Source organism: Pseudoalteromonas sp. 0303, from assembly GCF_013349995.1.
Lineage (GTDB): Bacteria > Pseudomonadota > Gammaproteobacteria > Enterobacterales > Alteromonadaceae > Pseudoalteromonas.
The window spans coordinates 154,459-178,096 of record NZ_JABVXF010000002.1; the positions used below are offsets into that span (position 1 = coordinate 154,459).

Genomic DNA, 23,638 nt, shown 5'->3' on the forward strand with positions numbered 1-23,638 from the left:
TTTTTAAAGCAGATTCAGTTAAAATACCGCCTTTCTAAGCTAGCTCAAACATTGAGGTAATCAAAACTACAATGGATACACATCGTCCAATTCGTCGCGCACTATTAAGTGTGTCAGATAAAACCGGTATCGTTGAATTTGCTCGCGCTCTTGAAGCACAAGGCGTGGATATTTTATCAACTGGCGGTACTTGCAAATTACTTGCTGATAACGGCATCAAAGTCACTGAAGTATCTGACCATACTGGTCACCCTGAGATCATGGATGGTCGCGTAAAAACACTTCATCCAAAAATTCACGGCGGCATCCTAGCGCGTCGCGGTCAAGATGAAGACGTAATGAGCGAGAATAACATCTCTGCTATCGATATCGTTGTAGTTAACTTATACCCCTTCGCAAACACTGTTGCGAAAGAAGACTGCAGCCTAGAAGATGCGATTGAAAACATTGATATCGGTGGTCCAACTATGGTTCGCGCTGCGGCGAAAAACCATAAAGACGTGACTATCGTGGTAAATGCAAAAGATTACGACCGCGTAATCAGCGAAATGCAAAGCAACAACGGTTCAACAACGTATAAAACACGTTTTGATCTAGCTATTGCTGCTTACGAGCACACAGCTCAGTACGATGGCATGATTGCAAACTACTTCGGCAAAATGGTTCCTGACTACACAGAAGAAGCTGCTGAAGAGACTAAGTTCCCACGCACTATCAACATGCAGTTCACTAAGAAGCAAGATATGCGCTACGGTGAGAACTCACACCAAGACGCTGCTTTTTATGTTGAAAACGACTTAACTGAAGCATCTGTTGCGACTGCGGTTCAATTGCAAGGTAAAGCACTTTCTTACAACAACATTGCTGATACTGACGCAGCATTAGAGTGTGTAAAAGAATTCGACGTACCAGCGTGTGTTATCGTAAAACATGCGAACCCTTGTGGTGTGTCAATTGGTGACAACATTCTTGAAGCCTATGATCGCGCATTCAAAACTGACCCTACATCAGCATTTGGTGGCATCATCGCATTCAACAAAGAACTTGATGCAGACACAGCTGAAGCAATTGTTGCTCGTCAATTCGTTGAAGTTATCATTGCACCTAAAGTATCTGAAGCTGCAGCCCAAATCGTATCTGCTAAGCAAAACGTACGTTTATTAGAATGTGGTGAATGGTCTGGTAATGCAACAGGTCACGACATCAAGCGTGTTAATGGCGGTATTCTAGTTCAAGACCGCGACCTAGGCATGGTTACGCAAGGCGACCTTAAAGTTGTATCTAAGCGTCAACCAACTGAGCAAGAATTAAAAGATTTATTATTCTGCTGGAAAGTAGCTAAATTCGTTAAGTCTAACGCAATCGTTTACGCACGTGACGGTATGACGATTGGTGTAGGCGCAGGTCAAATGAGCCGTGTTTATTCAGCGAAAATTGCTGGTATCAAAGCCGCTGACGAAAACCTTGAAGTAAAAGGTTCAGTTATGGCATCAGATGCATTCTTCCCATTCCGTGACGGTATTGATGCAGCAGCAGAGGCTGGCATCACCGCTGTTATTCAACCAGGTGGTTCAATGCGCGATGAAGAAGTTATCGCTGCAGCTGACGAAGCTGGTATGGCAATGGTATTTACAGGTATGCGCCATTTCCGCCACTAATCACATAAAGGGTTAAGCACATAGCTTAACCCTTTTTGTTTGCCACAAATTCACGTATTCTGATTAATAATAATAATTACCCATATAATGAAGGAACAGATGATGAAATTTGCCGTAAAATCGTTACTTGTTGCCAGCCTTGCACTGACATCAGCACAGGCTTTAAGCCATTCTCATGAATCAGCGCTTACACAAGCTGTGCAATCAAGCGAACGTGATGCTAAAAATAGCGCACGTGATCAATATCGCCATCCAGTTGAGACACTTGAGTTCTTTGGCTTTAAGCCAAACATGACAGTTGTTGAAATTGCACCGGGCGGTGGCTGGTATAGCGAAATTCTTGCGCCAGCTGTAAAAGGCCATGGTGTTTACTACGCGGCACATTTCCCTGCTGATTCTGAGGTGGGTTATTACCAACGTTCATTAGCTGGTTTTAAGAAAAAGATGAGCGATGACGCACGCTTCAGTGAAGTTAAACTAACTGAATTTGCGCCAGTAACACATCTTGATATTGCACCAGCGGGTAGCGCAGATCTTGTCTTAACATTTAGAAATGTACACAACTGGTACATGGGTAAAGATAAAGAAGGCGCGTTAAGTGCGTTTAAAGCATTTTATAAAGCACTTAAACCAGGCGGCACTTTAGGTGTGGTTGAACACCGCCTACCTGAAGCGCGCAGCGACGAAGATCAGAAATCATCAGGTTATATGAAGCAAAGCTATGTAATTGAAATTGCAAAGCAGGCTGGCTTTGAACTAGTGGCAATCAGTGACATTAATGCAAACCCTCTTGATACAGCGGATCACCCTAAAGGGGTGTGGACACTACCACCACGTTTAGCACTTGACGAAAAAGATGCTGCTAAATATAAAGCGATTGGTGAGAGTGATCGTATGACGCTGAAGTTTAAAAAACCGCTATAAATAGGATTATACGCCATGAATGTACTTGTCATCGGCAGTGGCGGCCGCGAACACGCTCTTGCGTTTAAGGCTGCACAAAATACTAAAGTAAACACCGTTTTCGTTGCTCCAGGTAACGCAGGTACTGCACTAGAGCCAAAACTTGAAAACGTTGCTATCAACGTTGAAGACCTAGCAGGTTTAGTTACTTTTGCTAAAGAAAACAACGTTGAGTTAACTATTGTTGGTCCAGAAGTACCGCTTGTTTTAGGTGTCGTTGATACTTTCCGTGAAAACGGTTTAGCTATCTTCGGCCCAACAGCAGGTGCTGCACAGCTAGAAGGCTCTAAGTCATTCACTAAAGACTTCTTAGCACGTCACGATATTCCAACTGCTGACTACCAAACGTTTGAACAAATCGATCCTGCACTTGCTTACCTAAAGGAAAAAGGTGCGCCTATTGTTATTAAAGCTGATGGCTTAGCAGCAGGTAAAGGCGTTATCGTTGCAATGACTGAGCTTGAAGCTGAAGAAGCTATCCGCGATATGCTTGCAGGCAACAGCTTTGGTGAAGCGGGTAGCCGCGTGGTTATCGAAGAGTTCTTAGAAGGCGAAGAAGCCTCTTTCATCGTGATGGTTGATGGCAAAAACGTACTGCCATTCGCAACTAGCCAAGACCACAAACGCGCTTACAACGGTGACCAAGGTCCGAACACTGGCGGCATGGGTGCATACTCACCGGCTCCAGTGGTGACTGATGAAATTCATCAACGTATTATGAACGAAGTGATCAACCCAACGGTTGAAGGTATGGCAAAAGAAGGCCACCCATACACTGGTTTCTTATACGCTGGTTTAATGATCACCGCTGATGGTACGCCAAAAGTAATCGAATACAACTGTCGTTTTGGCGACCCTGAAACACAACCTATGATGCTTCGTCTTAAGTCTGACCTTGTTGAGCTTATCGAAGCGGCTAACCGTGAAGAACTAGATAAAACAGCAATCGAGTTCGACCCGCGTGCAGCAGTCGGTGTTGTATTAGCAGCAAAAGGCTACCCAGATAGCTACCCGAAAGGTGATGCAATCAGCGGCTTGCAAGTTACTTACCCTGAAGGTGAGAAAGTATTCCACGCAGGTACTAAGCAAGATGGCGAAAACGTTGTAACTGCTGGCGGTCGTGTGCTTTGTGCTACTGCACTTGGCAACACAGTAACCGAAGCGCAACAACGTGCTTATAAACTGGTTGAACAAATCAGCTGGGAAGGCATGGAATATCGTACTGATATCGCTTACCGTGCAATTGCTCGCGAACAGAATTAAGGTCAAACCAGTCTAATTCTGAAAAAAGCGCAGTTTATCTGCGCTTTTTTAATGCTACACTGTTAAGAACATTTACCTAGATAAAGAACTAATTTTGAATAATAAAGCACTGAAATATAACTTTGTTTCATTTCTTATTCTGACAATTTTGTTTTTTATCATTGCTACCCTAGCTGCACATTTAGCCAGCCCTACCCGCTACACCATAGATAAAACAGCCCCCATCTACAGTAATACAGCTTATCGAATTGATAGTAGTAAGGCGCTGACTCTCGAGCAGTTTTTAGCTGAACCAGACAAACTTAAACAGCGTCCTTTTAAAGATGTTGAGTGGGATTTAGCGGCGCAAGATTATTGGTTAAAGCTTGATTTAGAAAACCGTCAAGCAAAGCCTGTTGAGCTGGCGATTCACTTTGATAACCCTATGGTTGATTATCTTAGCGTTTATCATGTTGATGATAAGGGGCAGCTTATAGATACAACCGAGCTGGGTGATAAAGTATCTGGTCTTAGTTTGTTTCAATACAGTACACCGCACAGCATGCTTACAATGCAGGGCTATGAGCAAACATCCCTCATTATAAAAATTGATACGGTTGGTATTAGCAAAACACCTATTAATATTTATGGTGAAAAAGAGTTTCAAGATTTACTACGTTCGCAATCAGGAATTTGGGGGATCTTCATTGGTGTGCTGATCATGGCTGCCCTGTATAACTTGGTATTATTTTTAGGGATCCGTGATCGCGTCTACCTTATTTATATAGGCTACATCATCTCAGCACTGTTACTTATGGGCTCAGTGCTCGGCTTTGGTTTTTACTTATGGCCGTTATCGTGGCAAATCTTTTTTAATGAGCAAGTGGTCTTCAGTAACTATGCGATTGCATTTTTCACCGTGGCGTTTTGCACTATGTTCTTACGCTACCATAAAGACAATTGCCGCCTATACAAGCTTAGTATCAGCTTTTTAGCCCTGCTGTTTAGCCTCAGTCTTATCAGCTTTTTTATGCTGGAATACCATTCTTCAAAAATCTTTTTTGCCATCATGGTGCCGTTATACATTCTATGTATTTGCATGATTTACAAAAAGTTGGTGAGCGGTTTTCGGTGGGCAAAGTTTTATGTCATGTCGTGGGTGCCATTGATTGTAGGCGCAGCCATTCAGCCGTTAGAATTAACTGGCTTTATTCCCTACAGCTTTGCAGTTAGGCACATATTTTTAGTCGCCATTCTCTGTGAGATTGTGCTTATGGCAATGGCGCTGGCAGACCGGGTGCGTTATCAACGTGAAAAAGCGCTGTATCATGCAACCCATACCCAACAAACTGAGCTACTCAACCAAGCAATGCTCAAACAAGCCTATATGGCGATTGCCTCGGGGCATAGACTCGCTAATCTTTGTTTAGTGAAAATAGAGCAATTTAATGCCCTAATGAGCATTCTAAAGCCAAGCCAAAGCAGCCAAATAATTATCACTGTGGCTCAATCTTTAGAGCATCAAATTAATAAGAATAGGCAATTTATTAATTTAGAGTCAGCGCTAGATAACAGTCCAAAAGTGGCTGACTTAGGCAATGGTGTACTGGCTTTTATTTCTACCAAAATTCAATCACAAGCAGAGCTACACCAAGAACTTAGCAACTTATGCAAACAGCTGCCTAAGCAATATAAAGTGGCAGGCTTAGACCTGCAGCTTTACTACCGCTATAGCATTACCGAACCGGTTAGTGATGATGGCTTTGATATTTGGCTACAACGTGGCTACCTAGGGTTGTCACAAAAGCAGCAAAACATCGACTTTACTACACCGCATATCGATATGGATGTCAGCCTTGCCGCTGAGTTACAACAAGCAATGCGAAGCAATACCTTAGCCATTTACTTACAGCCCATTATTAATTTACGCAATGGTGCTATCTGTGGCGCAGAGGCATTGTTACGCTGGCCTACAGCGGGTAAATACCTGGACATTGAGCAACTCATTTTATTGGCTGAACGTACTGGTTTAATTAACGAGTTGAGCTTATGGGTGATTGATCAGGCTTGCCTAGCAGCTGCCCAGCTTAATCGACAAGGCTATCGCGAGCATACCATTAGCGTTAATTTAAGTGCCAAAAATCTAGCTATCCCAAAGCTTGTCGAAAAAGTCGAAAACACCATTTTAAAGCATGGCATTACTGCGGATCAGTTAAAGTTTGAGTTAACTGAGTTTGCGCTTATCAAAAACCATGATGAAATGGTTAGCTTTATCAGCGAACTTAATAAACTCGGTAGCAAGGTGGTACTCGATGATTTTGGTACTGGTTACTCGTCGTTAAACTATTTGGTAAATTATTCATTTAGCACGATTAAAGTCGATAAGAGCTTTATTCTTGATTTAGTGAATAACACCACCAACCAGGTAGTGGTAAAAACCGCCATTGATATGGCTCATAACCTTGATATGAATATCACCATCGAAGGCATTGAAGACCAAGAAACAGAAAAAATGCTGATCAAGATGGGCGCAGATCAAGGGCAAGGCTATTATTACAGCAAAGCGGTGCCAATTAATGAGTATCTAAGCTTTATTGCCTCACAATTCAAATAGGCCGTGTTACACTGCCCTTTTTAACATCTTTAGGGGCCATGTAAAGATGCAAGGTACGATCAGAAAATTAAAGTCGACACTGACTTCTCCTGTCGAATATCAATTACCTATCGGTGATGAGCTAGTTTCATTAAATGACTATATTGGTAAGCCGCTCACACTGACTTTTACCGGCAATATTTTTTGCTGTAACTGTGGTAAGAAAACCAAGAAAAGCTACTCTCAAGGCCACTGTTTTGTGTGTATGCGCAAACTGGCTAGCTGTGACATGTGTATCATGAAACCTGAAACGTGCCACTTTGATAAAGGCACCTGTCGTGAGCCACAGTGGGGTGAAGAAAACTGCATGATCCCGCACTACGTATATTTAGCCAACACTTCAGGCCTAAAAGTAGGTATTACCCGCCATACTCAAATTCCTACACGCTGGATTGACCAAGGTGCGACGCAAGCTTTACCTATCTTCAAAGTACAAACCCGTCTTCAATCGGGTTTAGTTGAGGTTGCCTTAGCCGAATTTATTGCTGATAAAACCAATTGGCGAAACATGCTAAAAGGCCAATCTGAAGCGATTGATTTAAAAGCTGCTGCTGCAGAGTTGATCCCACAGATTGATGCTAAGTTGAGTGAACTTGCAGAGCTATTTGGCGCAACAGCCATTGAAAAGCTCGATGAAGATGTAGTTGAGCTAGACTACCCAGTAAGTGAATACCCAAGCAAAATCAGCTCTTTCAATTTTGATAAAGCACCAGAAGTATCTGGTATTTTAAAAGGCATTAAAGGCCAGTACTTAATTTTTGATACTGGCGTCATTAATATTCGTAAGTTCACTTCTTACGAAATTAGCCTAGCTTAGGCACTTTTTTCGCTATTGAGATAAAAATCATACCATTGCTGCTTCGCTATTGGGCGGCAAAAGTAATAGCCTTGAATGGTATCGCAGTTAAGTGAACGTAAGTAATTTAACTGCTCTACCTTCTCTACCCCTTCTGCGACAACATGAATACTCAAGCTTTTGGCAAGGCTAATAATCGCCGTAACAATTTCACTATTACCGTATTCATCGGGCACTTTTGCGATAAAGCTGGCATCTATTTTTAACGTATCAATTGGCAGTTTGGTTAAGTAACTTAAAGCCGAATAGCCCGTGCCAAAGTCATCTAACGTAATATGCACACCTAGCTTTTTAAGCGCGAGTAGCTCTTGCTTAGCCTCACTAAAGTGGCTGATAAAACAGCTTTCAGTAAGCTCTACTTCAAGCTTGTGTGGATCTACATCGTAACGCTCAAGTAAGCGCTCAACATTCGATGCTAGTTGCCCCTGACGTAAGTGATTTGCCGAAATATTAATTGCCAAGCGCCCTGCTTCAATGCCTTGTTGCTGCCATTTTTCTAACTCTTTACACGCTTGCTCGATAACCCATAAATCAAGTTTCACAATTAGGCCAAGTTCTTCAGCAAGAGGGATAAACTTAGCAGGTGAAATCACTCCAAGGTTTGGCTCATGCCAACGTAACAGTGCCTCTACTCCTAAAATTTTGCCTGAATTTAATTGCTGCTTAGGTTGGAAATAAAGCTCAAACTCATCGCTTTCGATGGCGTTTTGTAATCGGCTCATCATTGCCAATCGCTCTAAAGAACGTGCATTCATCGCAGGTTTGAATAATTGAAATGAATTACGCCCCACTTCTTTAGCACGGTACATAGCAATATCTGCATGCTTAAGCAGTGTAGCGCTATCTACGCCATCATCAGGGTAAACTGCAGCGCCAATAGAAGCTGTAATTGCAACCACATGCTCGTTAATAGCAAGCGGCATACTCACTTGCTGCAATACTTGTTCGGCAAAGTTGAGCAGTGTTTCAACCCGATTTACTTCGCATAATAAAACAAACTCATCGCCACCTAAACGTGCAAGAGTATCCCCTTCAGGTAGAATTGATAAAATACGCTCTGCCACTTGCTGTAATAAGTTATCACCAGCGTCATGCCCTAAACTGTCGTTAACCTCTTTGAAGCGGTCTAAGTCGATAAACATCACCGCTAATAGATCATGGTTTCGTTTGGCAGAACTCAGCGCAATAGAGAGTCTGTCATGAAATAAGCGTCGATTAGGCAGGCCGGTTAATTCGTCGTAATAGGCAAGCTGGGCAATTTTTTCTTCGGCACGTTTACGCTCTGTAATGTCGCTGAAAATTGCCGCATAAAGCACTTCATCAAAGTTAGGATCTTTAATCTGGATAATGGTGAGCCACTCTACAAATTCTTCACCATCTTTTTTGCAATTGCAGATCTCCCCTTGCCAGACCCCCTCGTATTCAATGGCATGCCACATTTTTTGATAAAACGAACGGCTATGTTTTGTCGAGCTTAAAATATTGGGACGCTTACCGATTACTTCATGCTCGGCAAAGCCGGTCAGTTTAGTAAAAGCAGGGTTAACTTGAATAATAGTGCCGTCTTTACGGGTTAACATAATGCCATCGAGTGAGGCATCAATAATTTTATTTGCTAAAAATAGGTTACGTTGTGACTTTTGCAAAGCAATGTCACGCTGCTCTATGGCCCGTTCAAGCTCGCAGCAATAAGCTGACTCAATCTCTGTGATCAAATCAGCAAATGATATCACCCCGCAAATTTCATCATCTCGAACCACTAAATGACGCACATTACGCTCTGTCATAGTGCGATACGCATCAAATAAACTGCTTTCACAATCAATTTCAATTAACGGGTAGCTAGCATATTGCCAACAAGGATTTAGCCACTCGGTTTGAATGATCAGCTCAACAATATCACGCTGAGTAATAATACCGTGCAGTTCAAGCTCTCGGTTATAAACCAGTACACTATCAAGGCGGCCAGCGCGCATCAGTTGCACAACCTCTTCTATCGGTGTTTGCGCATCAACTATCTCTAGATCAGTGCGATACTGGTCATGAATGGGTCGAAATTGTAGGTAGTGGTCCAAACCTTGGTTATGCACAATATCAGATAAGTTCAACATACCCGCAGGCTGATTCTCGCTATCCATCACCAATAAATGACGAATGCCATGTTGTTGAAAACGCAAGGTTGCATCACTGACTGAGCATTGATTTGGTACTGTAATAACAGGCGCCGACATGACCTCGTGAATGGCAAGGTTCTTATAGAGCGGGCTGCTGATGTCAATTTTCAAACAATCAGCCTCAGTCCAAATACCAACTACAGACTGCTCATGCTTGATAAAAATCGCCGTCACATTGTGAACATGCATCAACCTTACCGCATCGACCAAAGGCGTATGCGCAGGACACGATACCAGCTTTTGCGAAAAGACATCACTCACCTTTTGATGTCGTCTTGGTTGATTCATAAGTCGACTTTCCTAGTTCTTACATGAATTGGCAATTATAATCATTTCAACCTATGCAACTTTGACACAGGACAATAAATGCACTCATCATTTCCTAAGATTATTTTTTCAGACCATGAAATAGCATTAGTAGAAGACGAAGCCGATATAGAAAGCTTTTTATATGGCTTAAGCAAAGAGCAGCAGCAAGAAGCGATGCTACTTTTGGCAACAGGGCACTATGTCAACTTGCAGGAAGAAAGCGTGAAAGCATTAACTGATATAGAGCTTGCTAATAGAGTGACTGAGCACCTAGCACAAGAGGGAGTATGCTGTTTAAGTAAGGTTACTCGGCTTACACCAACGCAAGCCTTTGCGATGCTGGCAGATTAAGGTGCATCCACCAGCGCTTTAATGTGCGCAACGGCACTACGACCTAGAGCTGATAAAGCATAGCCCCCTTCAAGATATGAGATAATCCCTTTGCAATCTTGCTGCTGACAAAACTCAGCTAATTGCGTGGTTAGCCATGCGTAATCGTCTTCAACAAACTTCAGGCTTGCCATGTCATCTTCAAGGTGAGCATCAAAACCTGCACTAATAAACAACAGTTCAGGTTTAAATTCGTTGAGTTTTGGTAGCCACTGCTCAAGGTAAACAGCTTTTAAGTCATTACCATCACTGGCAATTGGCAGCGGTGAGTTAACTAAAGTCGCGTTATTTTCAACCGCAGTATTTGGGTAAAAAGGATGTTGAAACAAAGAGCAAAACAACACATTGTCATCATCTAAAAAGATATCTTGCGTGCCATTACCGTGGTGTACATCAAAGTCCAAAATAGCGATACGTTTAACACCTTTGCTTTGCGCGTATTTCACGGCAATGGCTAGGTTATTAAAAACGCAAAATCCTGCCGAGGTGCTGCGGTTTGCATGATGCCCTGGTGGTCTAACCGAGCAAAATGCGGCATCCAGTTTATCAGCAAGGATTTCATCAACGGCGAGTAATCCAGCACCAACGGCTCGTTCAATTGCTTTCATTGAATCTGGGCACAACCAAGTGTCGCCGTCTAATTCAGCAAGTCCTTCATCGGGAATTGTTTGCTCTACATGGCTTACCAAAGGTTCATCATGAGCACGTAAAAAGTCGTCGCGGCTGGCTTTAGGAGCTTGTAAGTGAGTAATTGCTATATCAACACCACTTGCTAGCAAGCGGTCGGTGATCACATCTAAACGCGCAGGGCATTCGGGGTGATCCTCAATCATTTTATGTTTACGACAAAATGGATGTGAGATAACTGCCGTTCTCATAATACGCTCCTTGAATTATTTTCCCCCAGTATAACAAAGCCACCTAATGGTGGCTTTGCGACTTTGGTTTACTTTTTAGCGCGTAAATCTAAATTCCTAAAGTCAAAACTAAAGTCTGTGACCGCCGTTGAGACAGCACGCATTTTTGCACTACTCACTCGGTTATCCGGGCTCATTTGAAACTCAATGTAAGCATCTGCTTCAAGTAACTTTTCATCCCACTTCACAATAAACGTATTGCCCGTGTAATGCTCAAGCTGACCTTTCAAACGCTTTGTATGAGTAAAATCAATACGTAGCTGACCATTTAACTCCTCGATTACCACATCACCATACCAGTTATCGTGCAGCGTGCCTGTGTAGTTGATGTTTGGTAGTTTCGCTTGATAATCAGCAGGTGTTTCTGGTTTTGCGTTTGCGTAAGCTTCTTTTTTACCTTCAAAGTGCTTTTTAGCAAGGTCTTCAACCCAGTCTTTATCTTCAAGATCTAATGCATCTTCTAATACTTCGTAAGTCACCGCAGAGAGCGCGCTGAATGCTTGCTGGTTACTCAGAATAACAATACCGAGATTTTTCTCTGGTAATAATGTCACTTGAGACACCATGCCTAAGATACCACCACCATGGCCTAGCTTTTTAATGCCGTGGAAATCTTCAATGCTCCAGCCTAAACCATAACCTCTAAATTGTTGGTGGTAAGCTTCATAAGCACTTTTTGATGCCATTGACGTAATGTGCGGGTGCCACATTTGTTGCTGCTGCTTTTCAGTGAATAACTGCTGGCCATTTGGCATTTTGCCATGTGCAAGCTGCGTGCGTAGCCATTGGCTCATATCGCTTACGCTTGATGCAATCGCACCAGCGCCACGGAAATCTTCGAGGTAGTTCACAAAAAATGGGTGTAGTTGGCCATCCATTGGAATATGACCCGTCGCCCAGTTTTTATTGCTACTAGGAATACGTGAAAAACCTGCGCGTGAGTTTTTCATATCAAGTGGCTGAAGAATATTTTTCTCGATGTAATCATTCCAGCTCATGCCAGATACACGGGCTACCACCTCACCTGCAGTGACAAACATTAAGTTGTTATAGGCGTATTTACTGCGAAAGCTACTCGCTGGTTTTAAGTATTTTAGCCCTGCGATAATTTCATCAATCGATTTGTCAGTATCTGGCCAAATCATTAAATCGCCTTGCCCTAAACCCAAACCGCTACGGTGGCTTAATAAATCGCGAATGGTCATTTCACGTGTTACGTAAGGGTCATACAGACGAAACTCAGGAAGATGATCAATTACTTTGTCATCCCAGCTAAGCTTACCTTCATCAATTAATTTAGCTAACGCTGCTGCGGTAAATGCTTTGGTGTTTGACGCGATACCGAATAAGGTGTCTTTATTTACTTTTTTACCGGTATCAAGGTGAGATACGCCAAAACCTTTTGCTAACACGACCTGGTCATTTTCAACAATCGCTACAGCCATACCCGGTACGTCAAAACGTGCCATTGACGTTTCGATTACTTTTTCAATTTTTTTAGTATCAATATCGGCATAACTGTAAAACGAACAGCTCGATAAAAGCGCCGCTGCAACGGCTAATTTACGAAATATCATAATATCCCTTGGTGATTTTTATTGTTGTGAATAGCGAACTCTTTCGCTGCTCGGGTTTTATCTGGATCATCGCAACTTGGTCTTGCGAGTATTGCTTCACTGTAATGATTTGGTACACCTGCTTCAAGCGCTCCGCGATGAACATGCTGAAGATACCAGTCGAATGGCAGTAAAGACTCATCTAAGGTGTTAGCGATATAACAATGGGCAGCAAGTTGCTCGCCATCTAGTAGCTCAACGGTGATATCTACACAGTCATAACGCGGCCCTTCGATATCATCAAGAATCGACTTTTCAGCTTCGTTTAACTGATACACAACACCATATACCAAGGCATCTGCCTGATCTGTTTTGCGCACGCTACACTTTGCAGAGCCGTCGGTACTTACCATATCAAACGTCAGCTCATAGCCCTTTAAAATAGCTGTACCTACCCGCTTTGCTTCAGGCAGCCTTGCCAGCAATCTGCTCGATGACATATTTGAACCAAATGAAAAGTTATATAGCGTCATACTTACCTCACACAACAACGCGAATAGCTAAGGCAATTAAGATCACGCCAATGCCTCTATCAAACCAGTATCCGCTTTTTAAGAAAAATGCTCGCACTGATGCTTTTGATAACACCAATGATAAAAATGAAAACCACAGCCAAGTCGCCATTGCCATATACACGCCATAACCAGCCTGCACTACAACAGGTGTTTCAGGGCTTATTACAAGAGTAAACAACGACATAAAAAACAGTGTTGCTTTGGGATTAAGGGCATTGGTAAAAAAACCGCGTCGAAATGCTTTATACACCGATTCAGGCTCAGCAGGGGCAAGGGTTTGCTGTTTACTATCGCTAGGTTTTGCGCTTCGTAAAGCTTGCACACCCAAGTATGCCAAATAAGCCCCTGCAAGGTATTTTAAAGCCATGAATAAGCTAGGTGACTGGGATAAAATTAATGCCACACCTAATACACAATAAGCAATATGCAGCAAAATAGCCGCACCAACCCCAGCACTGGTCCAAAGCGCATTTTTACGACCTTGTTGAATACTTTGCTTTAGTACAATTGCAAAGTCAGGACCTGGGCTTGCTACCGCAAAAAAGTGAGCTATGGCTATCAATAAAAACTCATCTAAATACTGCACTCAATATCACCCTACTGCTTGTTCATCTAATGCTAATAACAACGGATTTGCACTGTCATTTACCAATGCTTTAATTTGCTTTTGCGCTTTTTTATATTGGCTGCGTAAATGGGGTTTTAAAAACTTCTTCGACTGATTATCCCCTTTAAAATGCGTAACCAGCGCATGCATAAATAGCGTTTGTGGCTCAGTCAGCGCTGCTTGGCGATTGGCATAAGGGTTATAACCGCAGCCGCAGCCACCTTTAAATTGATACACCGTATTACTCATCATCACCCCAAAGCCTAAATAGCATGCCAACGCATCGCTTGCTTGCGGTAAGTACTCTTTACCGCCGGGAGGTAAGACACCCACATGGTGAATCAAAATGGTCGCTAAGGTACCAGCAAAACTTGCCACTAAATCTTGCGGTTGATTGATTTGGTTCGGGTTAAAGGAGATATTCACCGGATGATTTGCCGGTACAATTAAACTCGCCTCGCTACCGCGTAAATTATCTTGAAATTCAAAATGCGGAAACACCTGAGGTGTAAGCCCAGATGGCGCAACTAAGTTAATTGGCCACGCCTGCATCCCCGCATAATCAACAACTCGACTAAATACCTTTTCAGCCATTTCACTGACGCTCGACACCCTATCCGGAAAGAACTGCCCATTAGGTAAAATGATTTGCGTGTGCTTTAAAAAATATTCACTATCAAAGTGTTCAACAGCCCATAAAAAAGTATCGATTAACCACTGCTGCTCTTGCTCATCAACAAGTGGGGCCGACTTAAATAACGCTAACATAAATTACTCTTGTGATTGTGCCCATTGCCATGCATCTGTATTGTAAAGAGGCACAGTTGATAAAGCATGATGATGGCTGCCGCTCGACTCTTTCGTTGAATAAGACAAATATAAAAGTGTGCGTGTTGGCGCATCATAAATACGACGAACTTTTAACGACTTAAACAAAATACTTTTCGATGACTTAAATACCACTTCGCCTGATTTACTGCGGTCAATTTGTTGTAATTGGTCAGCGGTAATGGGGCCTGTTTGACGACAGGCAATAGACATATCGGATGGATCAGCAAAATCAAGGTTCGCTTCAATATGGCTAATGTGGCAAGTTACACCGCTTATAAGCGGGTCTTGTTGTGATACCACTTTAATATCTTTGGTCGTAAATAACCCCAAACTCACCGAAGCAGCATCATCCGAGCAACCGCTCAACAAAATCAGTGGCGCAGTAAGTGCAGCTAATTTTAGTAACTTCATCCTAGTGTTCCTTATTAAAAAGCGATAGTTGTCCGTTTACAACGATTTGCTTGCTATGTTTCAATACTATCTCAAAATATCTTCAACAACGAGCACCTAAACAATGAAAAAATCGCTTGGTTTACTGTGTTTAATGTTCTTAAGTAGTACAGCTCAAGCTGACTACTCTATTAGCGCTGGTTTCGGCAAAAACTTTACTAACTCGGTGCAAACCGAAGAAAACCTAAAAATTGAGCTTGAGGATGACAGCCATTTTACTGTCAGCCTAGATAGAACCATTGATAATGCTCGTTATGGGTTCTTTTATTCAGCAACCGAACTTGATATGAAAGACCAAACCAACAAGCAAGTCGAGATGCAATACCTGCTATTTCAAAGTGCCGTAGAAGTGCCATTAGCTGACCGTATAGTTGGTTTTGTGGGTGCCCAAATTGGCGCAAACCACGTCAGCACTGACTTTGCCGACTCTGATACGTTTTTTACCTCTGGCCTATATGCTGGCGCAGATTATTTATTTACTGAACAAGCTCGGGTTTATGTTGAAACTCGCTGGCTGGCAACTATTGTAAATAATGCAAGTAACGTATCGTGCACATTGCCAACATCAGAAGACGACCAATGTCTATGGCACTTTGATGGTGATGTGTTAAACCAATTTCAGACAAACATCGGTTTTAGTTACCGCTTTTAAGGAAGACCCCATGCCGCACATTGTTATAGAACACTCAGAAGACTTGCCAATTCTGCCACAAGTGTTAGTTGAAAAAGTTCACCAAGCCGTTTTTGACTCAGGCTTATTTGAGCTTTCGACCATAAAGACTCGTGCAATTGCTTATCAGCATTACGAATTAGGTGAAGGCAAAGATGGCTTTATTCACATCGGCGCATCAATCATGGCAGGCAGAACTATAGAGCAAAAGCAAATGCTCAGTGAGCAATTACTAAGTTGCTTAAGAACATACTGCCGCCGCTCGTATAGCTTAAGCGTTAATATTTACGATATGGATGCTGACATCTACCGTAAGTGTTAACTACTTTGGTAAATAGGCTGCGGGTAAACGCTTGATTTCTATCTCAGGCGATAAGTACGCTGTATAAACCAGCCAACGCTCATTGGGTATGTAGGTCAAGCCCGATGAGCGACTATAAGCTCGTTCCGGTAAAGCAATTAAATCATGATGCTGCTTACTTGCTAAGTCATAGTAGCTAATACGGTAATCACCTAAGCGTTCTTTATAATAATAAATACGCCCCTCATGATACGCGTTCTTTGCCACCAGCAACCATGCATAACTGCGCGCCAACTTAACATCGTTCACCAGCATTTCTTCAACACCCGTATCATGATGTTTTATCCAAATAGCATGGCGCGAGTTGGTAAATAAAATATCGCCCGATTGTGTTTCAACGCCATACTGCGCCGGCACTTCAACAGCTTTACCTAGGCTTTTACCTGTTAAGTCATAACGATATAAGTAGTCACCATCAGAGACTAAAATATGCTGGCTATCAGCGCTAAACTTGGGTTTAATTACATGACTAAATGGCAGTTTGATTTGCTGACTTTGCTCTACTTTGAAATCATAAATATATAAGCGGGTACTGCCATTGTCATACAATGAAAACAAAATATAGCGTCCATCGGCTGACCAGGTTGGATCACGAACTTCCCCCGTGTTATGTGCAAAGTCAGTAAGCTGCTTTCGCGAGCTGCTATCAGGGTTAACAATCCAAAGCTGTGAACTGCCAGATTCATTGGAAACATACAGTAGTTTATTTTGCTGCTGATTATATTCAGGGAATAGCGAGCTAAAATTGGTCGACAACATAGAAAACGGCGAGTTGGCCACTTGTTCGTCTATTTTCAGACGCGTGATCACCTTATCTAAATCCCACTGATGGTAATAAACACTACCATCACTACTGTAATTAGGTGAACTCATGCCCGCAATTTGCGTGTTGATTAGGGTTTGATTCTTAATGTCAAAGAAGTAGCCATAACGTTTACCGCCCTCAACTGCACTAAACGCCAATTGCTCTTTAGACGGATGCCAATCTACACCATGAATATCAACAAAATCATGAGTTAGCCGTTGGCTTTGCCCTGTTTTTACATCTATTAAAAACAGTGCTTTTTGGTTGTTTTTAACATTACGCGTAACCACAACTCGCTGTGCATCTGGCGAAAACGACACAGACTCATACACAGTTTCGCAGTCATCATTACAAGGAATAACTGTTTCTTTTCTATGTTTTGCCTGTAAATCGAGCAGTTTGATACGAGTGACATAATCACCTGTCTTGCTCGTATGATCAGCAATGTAGGCCAAGGTTTTACCATCACTACTGATATCAAGATCAGGCGCATAGTTATTACTGCACTCCCCTAGCACGACACTGGTGGCATTTACCAAAGAGAGTTTTACAATTTCACAAACATCAGAGGCCATACGGTAATAATATAATGTGTTTGCATCTGGGCTAAACACAGAGCGCCCTTCTGTAAAAGGTGAGTCCGTTAATTGCTTTGCTGGGTGCTCAGGAAAATGTAAATCACGTAAATATAGGTTATTTGGTTTACCAAGCTGTCGCCATGAATACACCAAATAGTGCTGATCATCAGAAATTGAAGGATAAATCTCACGACCAGGGCTTGCCGTCACGCTTTCGATGCTATTAAGCGGCAACACAAAGCTTGAGTTAGATTGCTTTGCAGGCGAAGAGAACAGCCAATACATCACCACCAAGCTAATGACACACAAAGCCACAAACAGCTGGCGGAATTGGGCAGCTGTGATACTAAAACCCACAGGGTTTTCTTTATCGGATGTATCTATTAGCTCGGGCTTTAATAAAACACGATAACCCGTTTTACGTAATGTCTCTAGGTAAGTTTGTTCTGGATCGAGTTCCTTAAATGCTTTTCGTAGATGCCAAATAGCATTTGTTAAGGCTTTTTCACCCACGTAAAAATTGCCTTCCCATACATGATTGATGAGCTCTTCACGGGTGATTGGTTCGGGGTAACGCGCCACTAAGCAAGCTAACAACTCAATAAACTTAGGCTGCAAAAGCTGTTCACTACCATTGCAGATCAGTTTATTTTCGAGTGGGTTAACAATACATGAGCCCAGCTGATAAACGCGATTAGATGTTTCCATTTACTCTAAATAAAACCCCATTTTAGAAGTACAGCAGTATAAAGCCCTATCAATTTATCGTAAAAGCAGCCCTTTCACCAGCTTTAACGTTGCAAAACGGTTAACAATGAACATTTCTTAAACCACTGATTTTAAATAAATAGATATTCAATAGATATAAAATAGAGACATAAACGAGCCACCTAAGATTGTAGTTAGGTTCACATTTCTATAAAAATTTTTACGTCAATACCGACCAACCAGAGTGTTGCTCACTGTAAATTTTAACTGCCCTTAAAAAGAGCATCACTCTGGTTCTAAAAACTAAAAATAAAACAACTAGGAACGCCTGTGAGAAATCTACTAACCAAACCTTGTGCAATTGCACTTGCTGTTGCCAGTGGTTTTAGCCAACATGCATTTGCCAATGAGGCTGAGATTGCCCGCCCTGCCAACACCACTCCAGCAGCTAATGAACAAACTGAAGAGCCGGAAAAAATCGTTGTTACGGGTTCACGTATTAAACGCGATAGCTTTTCAATTCCAACACCGCTGGTCACAATGGACCGCGAAGCCATTGCCGATACAGGTTTAACCAACTTATCAGACATTTTGGTTGATAACATGCCAGCTCTTAGCGAGAGCATAGGTAATACCACCAGCCAATCAAGTGTTTCAGCGACTGGCTTATCGACAGTACAACTTCGAGATTTAGGCGCTAACCGTACCCTTACATTGATTGATGGTCGTCGTGTTGTTTCAAACAGCTACAGTGGCAACTATGTCAGTTTAAATACCATTCCGAGCGGTATGGTTGAGCGCGTTGAAATAATCAGTGGCGGTGCATCTGCAACCTATGGTGCCGATGCTGTAGCAGGTGTGGTGAATATTATCACCCAATCCAAAAAAGAAGGCTTTGATTTTAAAGCGAACACAGGTGAAACCACCGATGGCGGCGGTAAAGAATTTACCCTTGATTTAAACTACGGTACCTCGTTTGCTGAAGATCGCGGTTACGCCTATTTCAGTGCCAACTGGGACCGTGATTTCGGTATGACTTTTTACGATCGTAAACGCGCACAAATCGAAGATAGTTACGATTACGATCCAGATCGCATGTGTAATGTAATGCAAACAGCAGATGGCGATCAATGTATGCGTGACATCACACAAGCTGATTGGGTAAGCAAAAGCGACGGTATTCCGGGCGGTGTATTCTTAGAAAACAGCCGTAACGACACACAGTTTTGGTATGACGGCCAAACTCTACGTGATGACTGGAAAGGCAACGAAGAAATTTACGGTATCAATTCAAATCAATACGTGATGCTTGATGTACCAAGCGATAACGTATCTGCTGCAGTTAAAATTGATTACGATTTAACTGACGATGTGATGTTCTACGCGCAAGTTCAATACAGTGAAAGTGGTTCTTTTAACAATAAGTCGCCTGAAGATGAATACGAAGGTGCGTATGTGCCGCGTTATGACCCTACCACTGGCGAGCCCCTTGCTGATGTAGCACCGGGTTACATTCCAATCGACAACCCATATGTTCCGCAAGAAATCCTCGATGCCAACCCATACAAAGATCGTATTTATTGGGATCGCCGCTTCAGTGAAGTGGGTAATATCAGCACCGATAATACTCGTAAAACCATTCGTAGTTGGGCAGGTCTTCAAGGCACATTATTTAACGACGAGTGGGACTGGGATCTATCTGCAAGTTATGGTCGATTTACTCAACACCAAATTCGTAGCAATGAATTAAATACTGTAAAACTTAATCAAGCTTTGCAAGCAGAAGAATTAGCGGATGGCACCATTCAATGTATTGATGAAGCAGCTCGCGCTGAAGGCTGTGTGCCAATTAACTTATTTGGTGAGGGATCTATTACCGATGAAATGGCTGCTTGGATCCGTACCAACCCAATTATTGATACCGAAATAAAACAATACGGTGTGGTTGGCTACGTAGCGGGTGATTTATTTGAATTACCAGCAGGCTCCGTATCTGCGGTAATTGGTGGTGAATACCGTAAAGACAGCCAAGACCTATCAACCAGCGACGACATGAAAGCAGGCGGTATTACCTTCAACTATGTACCAAATTTTTATGGTGAAGTTGAGGTCTATGAAGCCTTTGCAGAGCTTGCGATCCCACTTTTAAAAGATGCTCCTTTAGCAAAGAATTTAAGCGCAGAAACTTCATTACGTTTGGCTAACTATAGCATGGAAAACGTCAACACCGTTGCCAGCTACAAGCTAGGTGTATTTTGGGAGCCAATCGAAGGCTATGCATTTAGAGCAAACTACGCTCGCGCTCAACGCGCCCCCACAATCACAGAGCTTATGTCACCACCGCGTGGCGATTACGACAGCTATGATGATATTTGTGACGGTTTAACGGCAACATCAACTAAAGCAGGTCACGACAACTGCCGCAAAGAGCCGACGTTAGCTGCGCAACTTGCTGCTGCTCCTAACTTTGAATTTAGCGATGAGAACAACAGTTACTCTCCAGGGGCAGGTAACGAAAATCTAAAAGAAGAAACCGCTGATACCTATACCTTTGGTGTGACAGTGGCTCCTGCCTTTTTAGAAAACTTTAATCTTGCTGTTGATTACTACGATATTGCTATTGTTGATGCGATTTCGCAGATCAGCAATGAAAATATCATGCGTGAATGTTACGACTCAGAAGCAGCATGGGGTGAAGACAACGTATTTTGTAATGATATTACCCGTAATAGCGAAGGTAACATTATCAAAATTCTTCAGCGTCAATATAACCTCGATGAGCTAACTGCACGTGGTTATGATGTGGTTGCACAGTACAAACTCGACTTAGATAACCTAGGTCAGTTATCGTTTAAACTAGATTACAACCATGTAATCGAAAACTCGCAAACTTATGAAGGCCTTGATGGCAGCTTAGTAACCAGTCACTACGCAGGTTACGGCAGCAGCAAAGGTAAAGCCTCAATGTCACTGACATGGCGTAACGATAACTTGCGTATTCGCTGGCGTACAAATTACTTAGGCTCGTTTAAAGCAAGCCAGAGTCTTGAAGAAGATTATCAAGAGTATATTGCCGAAAATGATGCCCGCTGTGAGGCTGGTGAAGATACTTGTATCAGTAATCCAGAAAAACTTGCCTACCAAGATTATGGCTCGTTCTTAAAACACAGCCTTTCAGCGTCTTACACCATGTCACTTGGTGAACAGAGCCAATTGCGCGTATTCGGTGGTGTGAATAACGTGTTTGATAATAAAGGTGATTTTTATCCATATGGCCGTGGTAACTACTACAGCGCATACGGCGGTGGTGCTGGTCGCTACGTGTATGTAGGTGCTCAATATAGCTTTTAACCGTTTCATATGAAGATCCCCAGCTAGGCTGACATCAAAGGCGCATTTTTATTGCGCCTTTTATCTTTTCCAGCTTTGCATCTCAACTAATCGAGACTCGGTACGCGCATATTCAAATGCCAGTTTTTGGCCTTGGTATAAATCGCTAATACCCACCTTGGCCGAAATCACCAGTAATCGGCTGTGATCATAAAACTCATCAACCAAAGCAATAAAGCGCCGTGCTTCATCATCTAAAAAGTGTTCTTGTAAATCCTGCTTTTCTCGCTGATAACTATCTTCAATGCCATGCACAATTTGTTTACCTGTTGCTCCGCGCCCCATCACCGGCACATTGAGTAAATAAACACGCTGAAAACGCTCTGCCAAATAAATATAATCCGCGGTGCTTCTAGGTCCTGAGCAAAGCGTCATAAAATCAAACATAATGGCGTCTTGAGCTTGCATTACACAGCTAAGCTCGCGGTGGCAAACCTCTATCGTTGTTTGCCTTTGTATTACTTGCTCTTGCTTTAAAAAGCGCTCTGTTAGCGCCTCTTTGTTATTAATAAAATAATGTGCGGTTTGTTTGCCAAAGCGAAAGCGATGATCTGTGTCGCCTTCAACACTTAAAACATGGCAATGCTCATTTAATAAATCGATAGTGGGTAAAAATCGTGCTCGCTGTAAACCGTTGCGATATAACTGCTCCGGTTGACAGTTTGACGTTGCCACTAACACTACTTGCTGCTCAAACAAGGCTTTGAATAAGCCACCCAAGATCATGGCATCACCAATATCAGAAACAAAAAACTCATCAAAACAAATCAAGCGAATGTGCTCTGCCCACTCTTTAGCAATCACCGTCAGCGGATTTTTCTGCCCTTGCAGCTGAGTTAAACGCTCATGCACTTGCTTCATAAAATGATGAAAGTGCAAACGCTGCTTAGCGTCAATATTAACAAGCTTGAAAAACACGTCCATTAACATGGATTTACCACGCCCTACTGGGCCATATAAATAAACTCCTTTTATTGGCTTAGCGCTTTGCCACCAATGGCTTGGTGCAGCTAATTCTGTGGCTAGATTATCGAGAGCATTAATCGCTGTGCGCTGGGCACGGTCTTCTTGCAAATCACCTTTGGCTATTTGCGCTTGGTAATGCTGTAATATTTGTCCTTGCTGTACTGTCATAGGTAACTAGTATCCGCTATACTCGCCGCCATTGTAGCCGACTAAAAATGTGATCCCAATGAAATTTCCATGCCGTTTAGATAAATTTATTAGCCATATTGCCGAGTTACCTCGCAGCAAAACCAAAGCAGGTATCAAACGTAAATACGCCACTGTTAACGGCGAGGTGATCACCTCATTTGATTATTCAATCAGCCAAGATGATGACGTGCGCTGGCAAGGCGAGCCACTGGTGTTTTTAGGTAAGCGCTACTTCATGCTCCATAAGCCTGCTGGCTATGTATGTGCCAATAAAGATGACCTTCACCCGACTGTATTTGATTTACTTGATGAACCAAATATGAGCGACTTTCATGTTGCAGGCCGTTTAGATATCGATACCACAGGATTAGTGATCATCACTAATGACGGCGACTGGTCACACAAAATTACTGCACCAAAGCATAACAAATTCAAAACGTATTTAGTTGAAACTCAAGAACCTATTGATGAAGAAGCCATTGCAGCGTTAGAGCAAGGGGTGCAATTGCACAACGAAAAAGAGCTAACTCGCCCTGCGATTGTTGAAAAACTTGCAAGCTACAGCTTACGCCTTTCAATTTGCGAAGGTAAATACCATCAAGTTAAGCGAATGCTTGCTGCTGTAGGTAATAAAGTTGTTGAATTACATCGTGAAAAAATAGCTGACATTACCCTCGACGAAAGCCTTGCAAGCGGTGAATATCGAGCCCTTACAGAAGCCGAACTGAAGCTCTAAATAGGTACTTGAGCAAAAGTCATGATAACGCTGTCATTTTTCCTTAATAAAACC

General features: G+C 42.5%; 19 protein-coding genes. 10 read left to right on the top strand and 9 right to left on the bottom strand.

Annotation, left to right across the window (positions count from 1 at the left end; all coding sequences use genetic code 11):
* Window positions 1-71: 71 nt before the first annotated feature.
* The 5 genes from purH to HUS62_RS02880 all read left to right on the top strand — a co-directional run bounded on the left by purH (window position 72) and on the right by HUS62_RS02880 (window position 7,333).
* The gene (gene purH / locus HUS62_RS02860; RefSeq protein WP_138619132.1) at window positions 72-1,658 is read left to right on the top strand and encodes a bifunctional phosphoribosylaminoimidazolecarboxamide formyltransferase/IMP cyclohydrolase; all 1,587 of its coding nucleotides are present in this window, start codon (window positions 72-74) and stop codon (window positions 1,656-1,658) included.
* A gap of 102 nt (window positions 1,659-1,760) precedes the next feature.
* Window positions 1,761-2,582 carry a class I SAM-dependent methyltransferase gene (locus HUS62_RS02865; RefSeq protein ID WP_175078474.1) on the top strand — a complete coding sequence of 274 codons (822 nt, stop codon included), beginning with the start codon at window positions 1,761-1,763 and terminating at the stop codon, window positions 2,580-2,582.
* 15 nt (window positions 2,583-2,597) lie between these two features.
* Complete coding sequence (purD, locus tag HUS62_RS02870; RefSeq protein WP_175078475.1) at window positions 2,598-3,884, top strand: phosphoribosylamine--glycine ligase; 1,287 nt, start codon at window positions 2,598-2,600, stop codon at window positions 3,882-3,884.
* A 94-nt stretch (window positions 3,885-3,978) separates the two neighbouring features.
* On the top strand, window positions 3,979-6,477 hold the full coding sequence (locus HUS62_RS02875) for an EAL domain-containing protein (protein ID WP_175078476.1): 2,499 nt from the start codon (window positions 3,979-3,981) through the stop codon (window positions 6,475-6,477).
* 46 nt (window positions 6,478-6,523) lie between these two features.
* A complete protein-coding gene (locus HUS62_RS02880) occupies window positions 6,524-7,333 on the top strand; it encodes a DUF2797 domain-containing protein (RefSeq protein ID WP_054560988.1) in 810 nt (269 codons plus the stop codon).
* Here HUS62_RS02880 and HUS62_RS02885 read toward each other — a convergent pair.
* On the bottom strand, window positions 7,330-9,834 hold the full coding sequence (locus HUS62_RS02885) for an EAL domain-containing protein (RefSeq protein ID WP_175078477.1): 2,505 nt from the start codon (window positions 9,832-9,834) through the stop codon (window positions 7,330-7,332). The genes HUS62_RS02880 and HUS62_RS02885 overlap by 4 nt on opposite strands.
* A gap of 78 nt (window positions 9,835-9,912) precedes the next feature.
* On the opposite strand from HUS62_RS02885, the gene HUS62_RS02890 reads away from it, so the two are divergent.
* Complete coding sequence (locus tag HUS62_RS02890) at window positions 9,913-10,206, top strand: hypothetical protein (protein WP_175078478.1); 294 nt, start codon at window positions 9,913-9,915, stop codon at window positions 10,204-10,206.
* On the opposite strand, the gene HUS62_RS02895 is transcribed toward HUS62_RS02890, so the two are convergent.
* The 6 genes from HUS62_RS02895 to HUS62_RS02920 form a co-directional block, all read right to left on the bottom strand.
* Window positions 10,203-11,123, bottom strand: a complete 921-nt coding sequence (locus HUS62_RS02895) for a histone deacetylase family protein (RefSeq protein WP_054560991.1) — start codon at window positions 11,121-11,123, stop codon at window positions 10,203-10,205. The two genes, HUS62_RS02890 and HUS62_RS02895, sit on opposite strands and share 4 nt — an antisense overlap.
* Window positions 11,124-11,191: 68 nt before the next feature.
* The gene (locus HUS62_RS02900; RefSeq protein ID WP_054560992.1) at window positions 11,192-12,739 is read right to left on the bottom strand and encodes a serine hydrolase; all 1,548 of its coding nucleotides are present in this window, start codon (window positions 12,737-12,739) and stop codon (window positions 11,192-11,194) included.
* A complete protein-coding gene (locus HUS62_RS02905) occupies window positions 12,736-13,251 on the bottom strand; it encodes a gamma-glutamylcyclotransferase family protein (protein ID WP_175078479.1) in 516 nt (171 codons plus the stop codon). The genes HUS62_RS02900 and HUS62_RS02905 overlap by 4 nt, the downstream gene beginning before the upstream one ends.
* A 7-nt stretch (window positions 13,252-13,258) precedes the next feature.
* Window positions 13,259-13,879, bottom strand: coding sequence for a LysE family translocator (locus HUS62_RS02910; RefSeq protein ID WP_054560994.1), 621 nt, complete (start codon window positions 13,877-13,879; stop codon window positions 13,259-13,261).
* Between the two features lie 6 nt (window positions 13,880-13,885).
* Complete coding sequence (locus HUS62_RS02915) at window positions 13,886-14,668, bottom strand: hypothetical protein (protein ID WP_054560995.1); 783 nt, start codon at window positions 14,666-14,668, stop codon at window positions 13,886-13,888.
* A gap of 3 nt (window positions 14,669-14,671) precedes the next feature.
* A complete protein-coding gene (locus HUS62_RS02920) occupies window positions 14,672-15,142 on the bottom strand; it encodes a CreA family protein (RefSeq protein ID WP_055196731.1) in 471 nt (156 codons plus the stop codon).
* 103 nt (window positions 15,143-15,245) lie between these two features.
* Here HUS62_RS02920 and HUS62_RS02925 point away from each other — a divergent pair, with 103 nt between their 5' ends.
* Together HUS62_RS02925 and HUS62_RS02930 are read left to right on the top strand one after the other, a co-directional pair.
* Window positions 15,246-15,833 carry an outer membrane beta-barrel protein gene (locus HUS62_RS02925; protein ID WP_175078480.1) on the top strand — a complete coding sequence of 196 codons (588 nt, stop codon included), beginning with the start codon at window positions 15,246-15,248 and terminating at the stop codon, window positions 15,831-15,833.
* Between the two features lie 10 nt (window positions 15,834-15,843).
* Window positions 15,844-16,173 carry a 5-carboxymethyl-2-hydroxymuconate Delta-isomerase gene (locus HUS62_RS02930; protein ID WP_054560998.1) on the top strand — a complete coding sequence of 110 codons (330 nt, stop codon included), beginning with the start codon at window positions 15,844-15,846 and terminating at the stop codon, window positions 16,171-16,173.
* Here the strand turns inward: HUS62_RS02930 and HUS62_RS02935 are convergent, their stop codons facing one another.
* Window positions 16,174-18,303, bottom strand: coding sequence for a winged helix-turn-helix domain-containing protein (locus HUS62_RS02935; protein ID WP_175078481.1), 2,130 nt, complete (start codon window positions 18,301-18,303; stop codon window positions 16,174-16,176).
* Window positions 18,304-18,633: 330 nt separating this feature from the next.
* Here HUS62_RS02935 and HUS62_RS02940 point away from each other — a divergent pair, with 330 nt between their 5' ends.
* Entirely contained in the window at window positions 18,634-21,654 is a 3,021-nt protein-coding gene (locus tag HUS62_RS02940; protein WP_175078482.1) for a TonB-dependent receptor domain-containing protein, read from the top strand.
* A gap of 60 nt (window positions 21,655-21,714) precedes the next feature.
* Here HUS62_RS02940 and zapE read toward each other — a convergent pair whose 3' ends face one another.
* Complete coding sequence (zapE, locus tag HUS62_RS02945) at window positions 21,715-22,827, bottom strand: cell division protein ZapE (RefSeq protein ID WP_175078483.1); 1,113 nt, start codon at window positions 22,825-22,827, stop codon at window positions 21,715-21,717.
* A 58-nt stretch (window positions 22,828-22,885) separates the two neighbouring features.
* Between zapE and rsuA the strand changes: the two genes are divergently transcribed.
* Window positions 22,886-23,584 (top strand): 16S rRNA pseudouridine(516) synthase RsuA, encoded by a 699-nt coding sequence (gene rsuA / locus HUS62_RS02950; RefSeq protein WP_175078484.1) that lies wholly within the window; start codon window positions 22,886-22,888, stop codon window positions 23,582-23,584.
* Window positions 23,585-23,638: the final 54 nt, after the last annotated feature.

Excerpts from the sequence above, each read along its gene's own strand:
- HUS62_RS02935 (WP_175078481.1), bottom strand. The coding sequence starts at position 18,303 with ATGGAAACATCTAATCGCGTTTATCAGCTGGGCTCATGTATTGTTAAC.
- purH (WP_138619132.1), top strand. The coding sequence starts at position 72 with ATGGATACACATCGTCCAATTCGTCGCGCACTATTAAGTGTGTCAGAT.
- HUS62_RS02865 (WP_175078474.1), top strand. The coding sequence starts at position 1,761 with ATGAAATTTGCCGTAAAATCGTTACTTGTTGCCAGCCTTGCACTGACA.
- rsuA (WP_175078484.1), top strand. The coding sequence starts at position 22,886 with ATGAAATTTCCATGCCGTTTAGATAAATTTATTAGCCATATTGCCGAG.
- HUS62_RS02930 (WP_054560998.1), top strand. The coding sequence starts at position 15,844 with ATGCCGCACATTGTTATAGAACACTCAGAAGACTTGCCAATTCTGCCA.
- HUS62_RS02880 (WP_054560988.1), top strand. The coding sequence starts at position 6,524 with ATGCAAGGTACGATCAGAAAATTAAAGTCGACACTGACTTCTCCTGTC.
- HUS62_RS02925 (WP_175078480.1), top strand. The coding sequence starts at position 15,246 with ATGAAAAAATCGCTTGGTTTACTGTGTTTAATGTTCTTAAGTAGTACA.
- HUS62_RS02915 (WP_054560995.1), bottom strand. The coding sequence starts at position 14,668 with ATGTTAGCGTTATTTAAGTCGGCCCCACTTGTTGATGAGCAAGAGCAG.
- zapE (WP_175078483.1), bottom strand. The coding sequence starts at position 22,827 with ATGACAGTACAGCAAGGACAAATATTACAGCATTACCAAGCGCAAATA.
- HUS62_RS02900 (WP_054560992.1), bottom strand. The coding sequence starts at position 12,739 with ATGATATTTCGTAAATTAGCCGTTGCAGCGGCGCTTTTATCGAGCTGT.
- HUS62_RS02885 (WP_175078477.1), bottom strand. The coding sequence starts at position 9,834 with ATGAATCAACCAAGACGACATCAAAAGGTGAGTGATGTCTTTTCGCAA.
- HUS62_RS02905 (WP_175078479.1), bottom strand. The coding sequence starts at position 13,251 with ATGACGCTATATAACTTTTCATTTGGTTCAAATATGTCATCGAGCAGA.
- HUS62_RS02890 (WP_175078478.1), top strand. The coding sequence starts at position 9,913 with ATGCACTCATCATTTCCTAAGATTATTTTTTCAGACCATGAAATAGCA.
- purD (WP_175078475.1), top strand. The coding sequence starts at position 2,598 with ATGAATGTACTTGTCATCGGCAGTGGCGGCCGCGAACACGCTCTTGCG.
- HUS62_RS02920 (WP_055196731.1), bottom strand. The coding sequence starts at position 15,142 with ATGAAGTTACTAAAATTAGCTGCACTTACTGCGCCACTGATTTTGTTG.
- HUS62_RS02895 (WP_054560991.1), bottom strand. The coding sequence starts at position 11,123 with ATGAGAACGGCAGTTATCTCACATCCATTTTGTCGTAAACATAAAATG.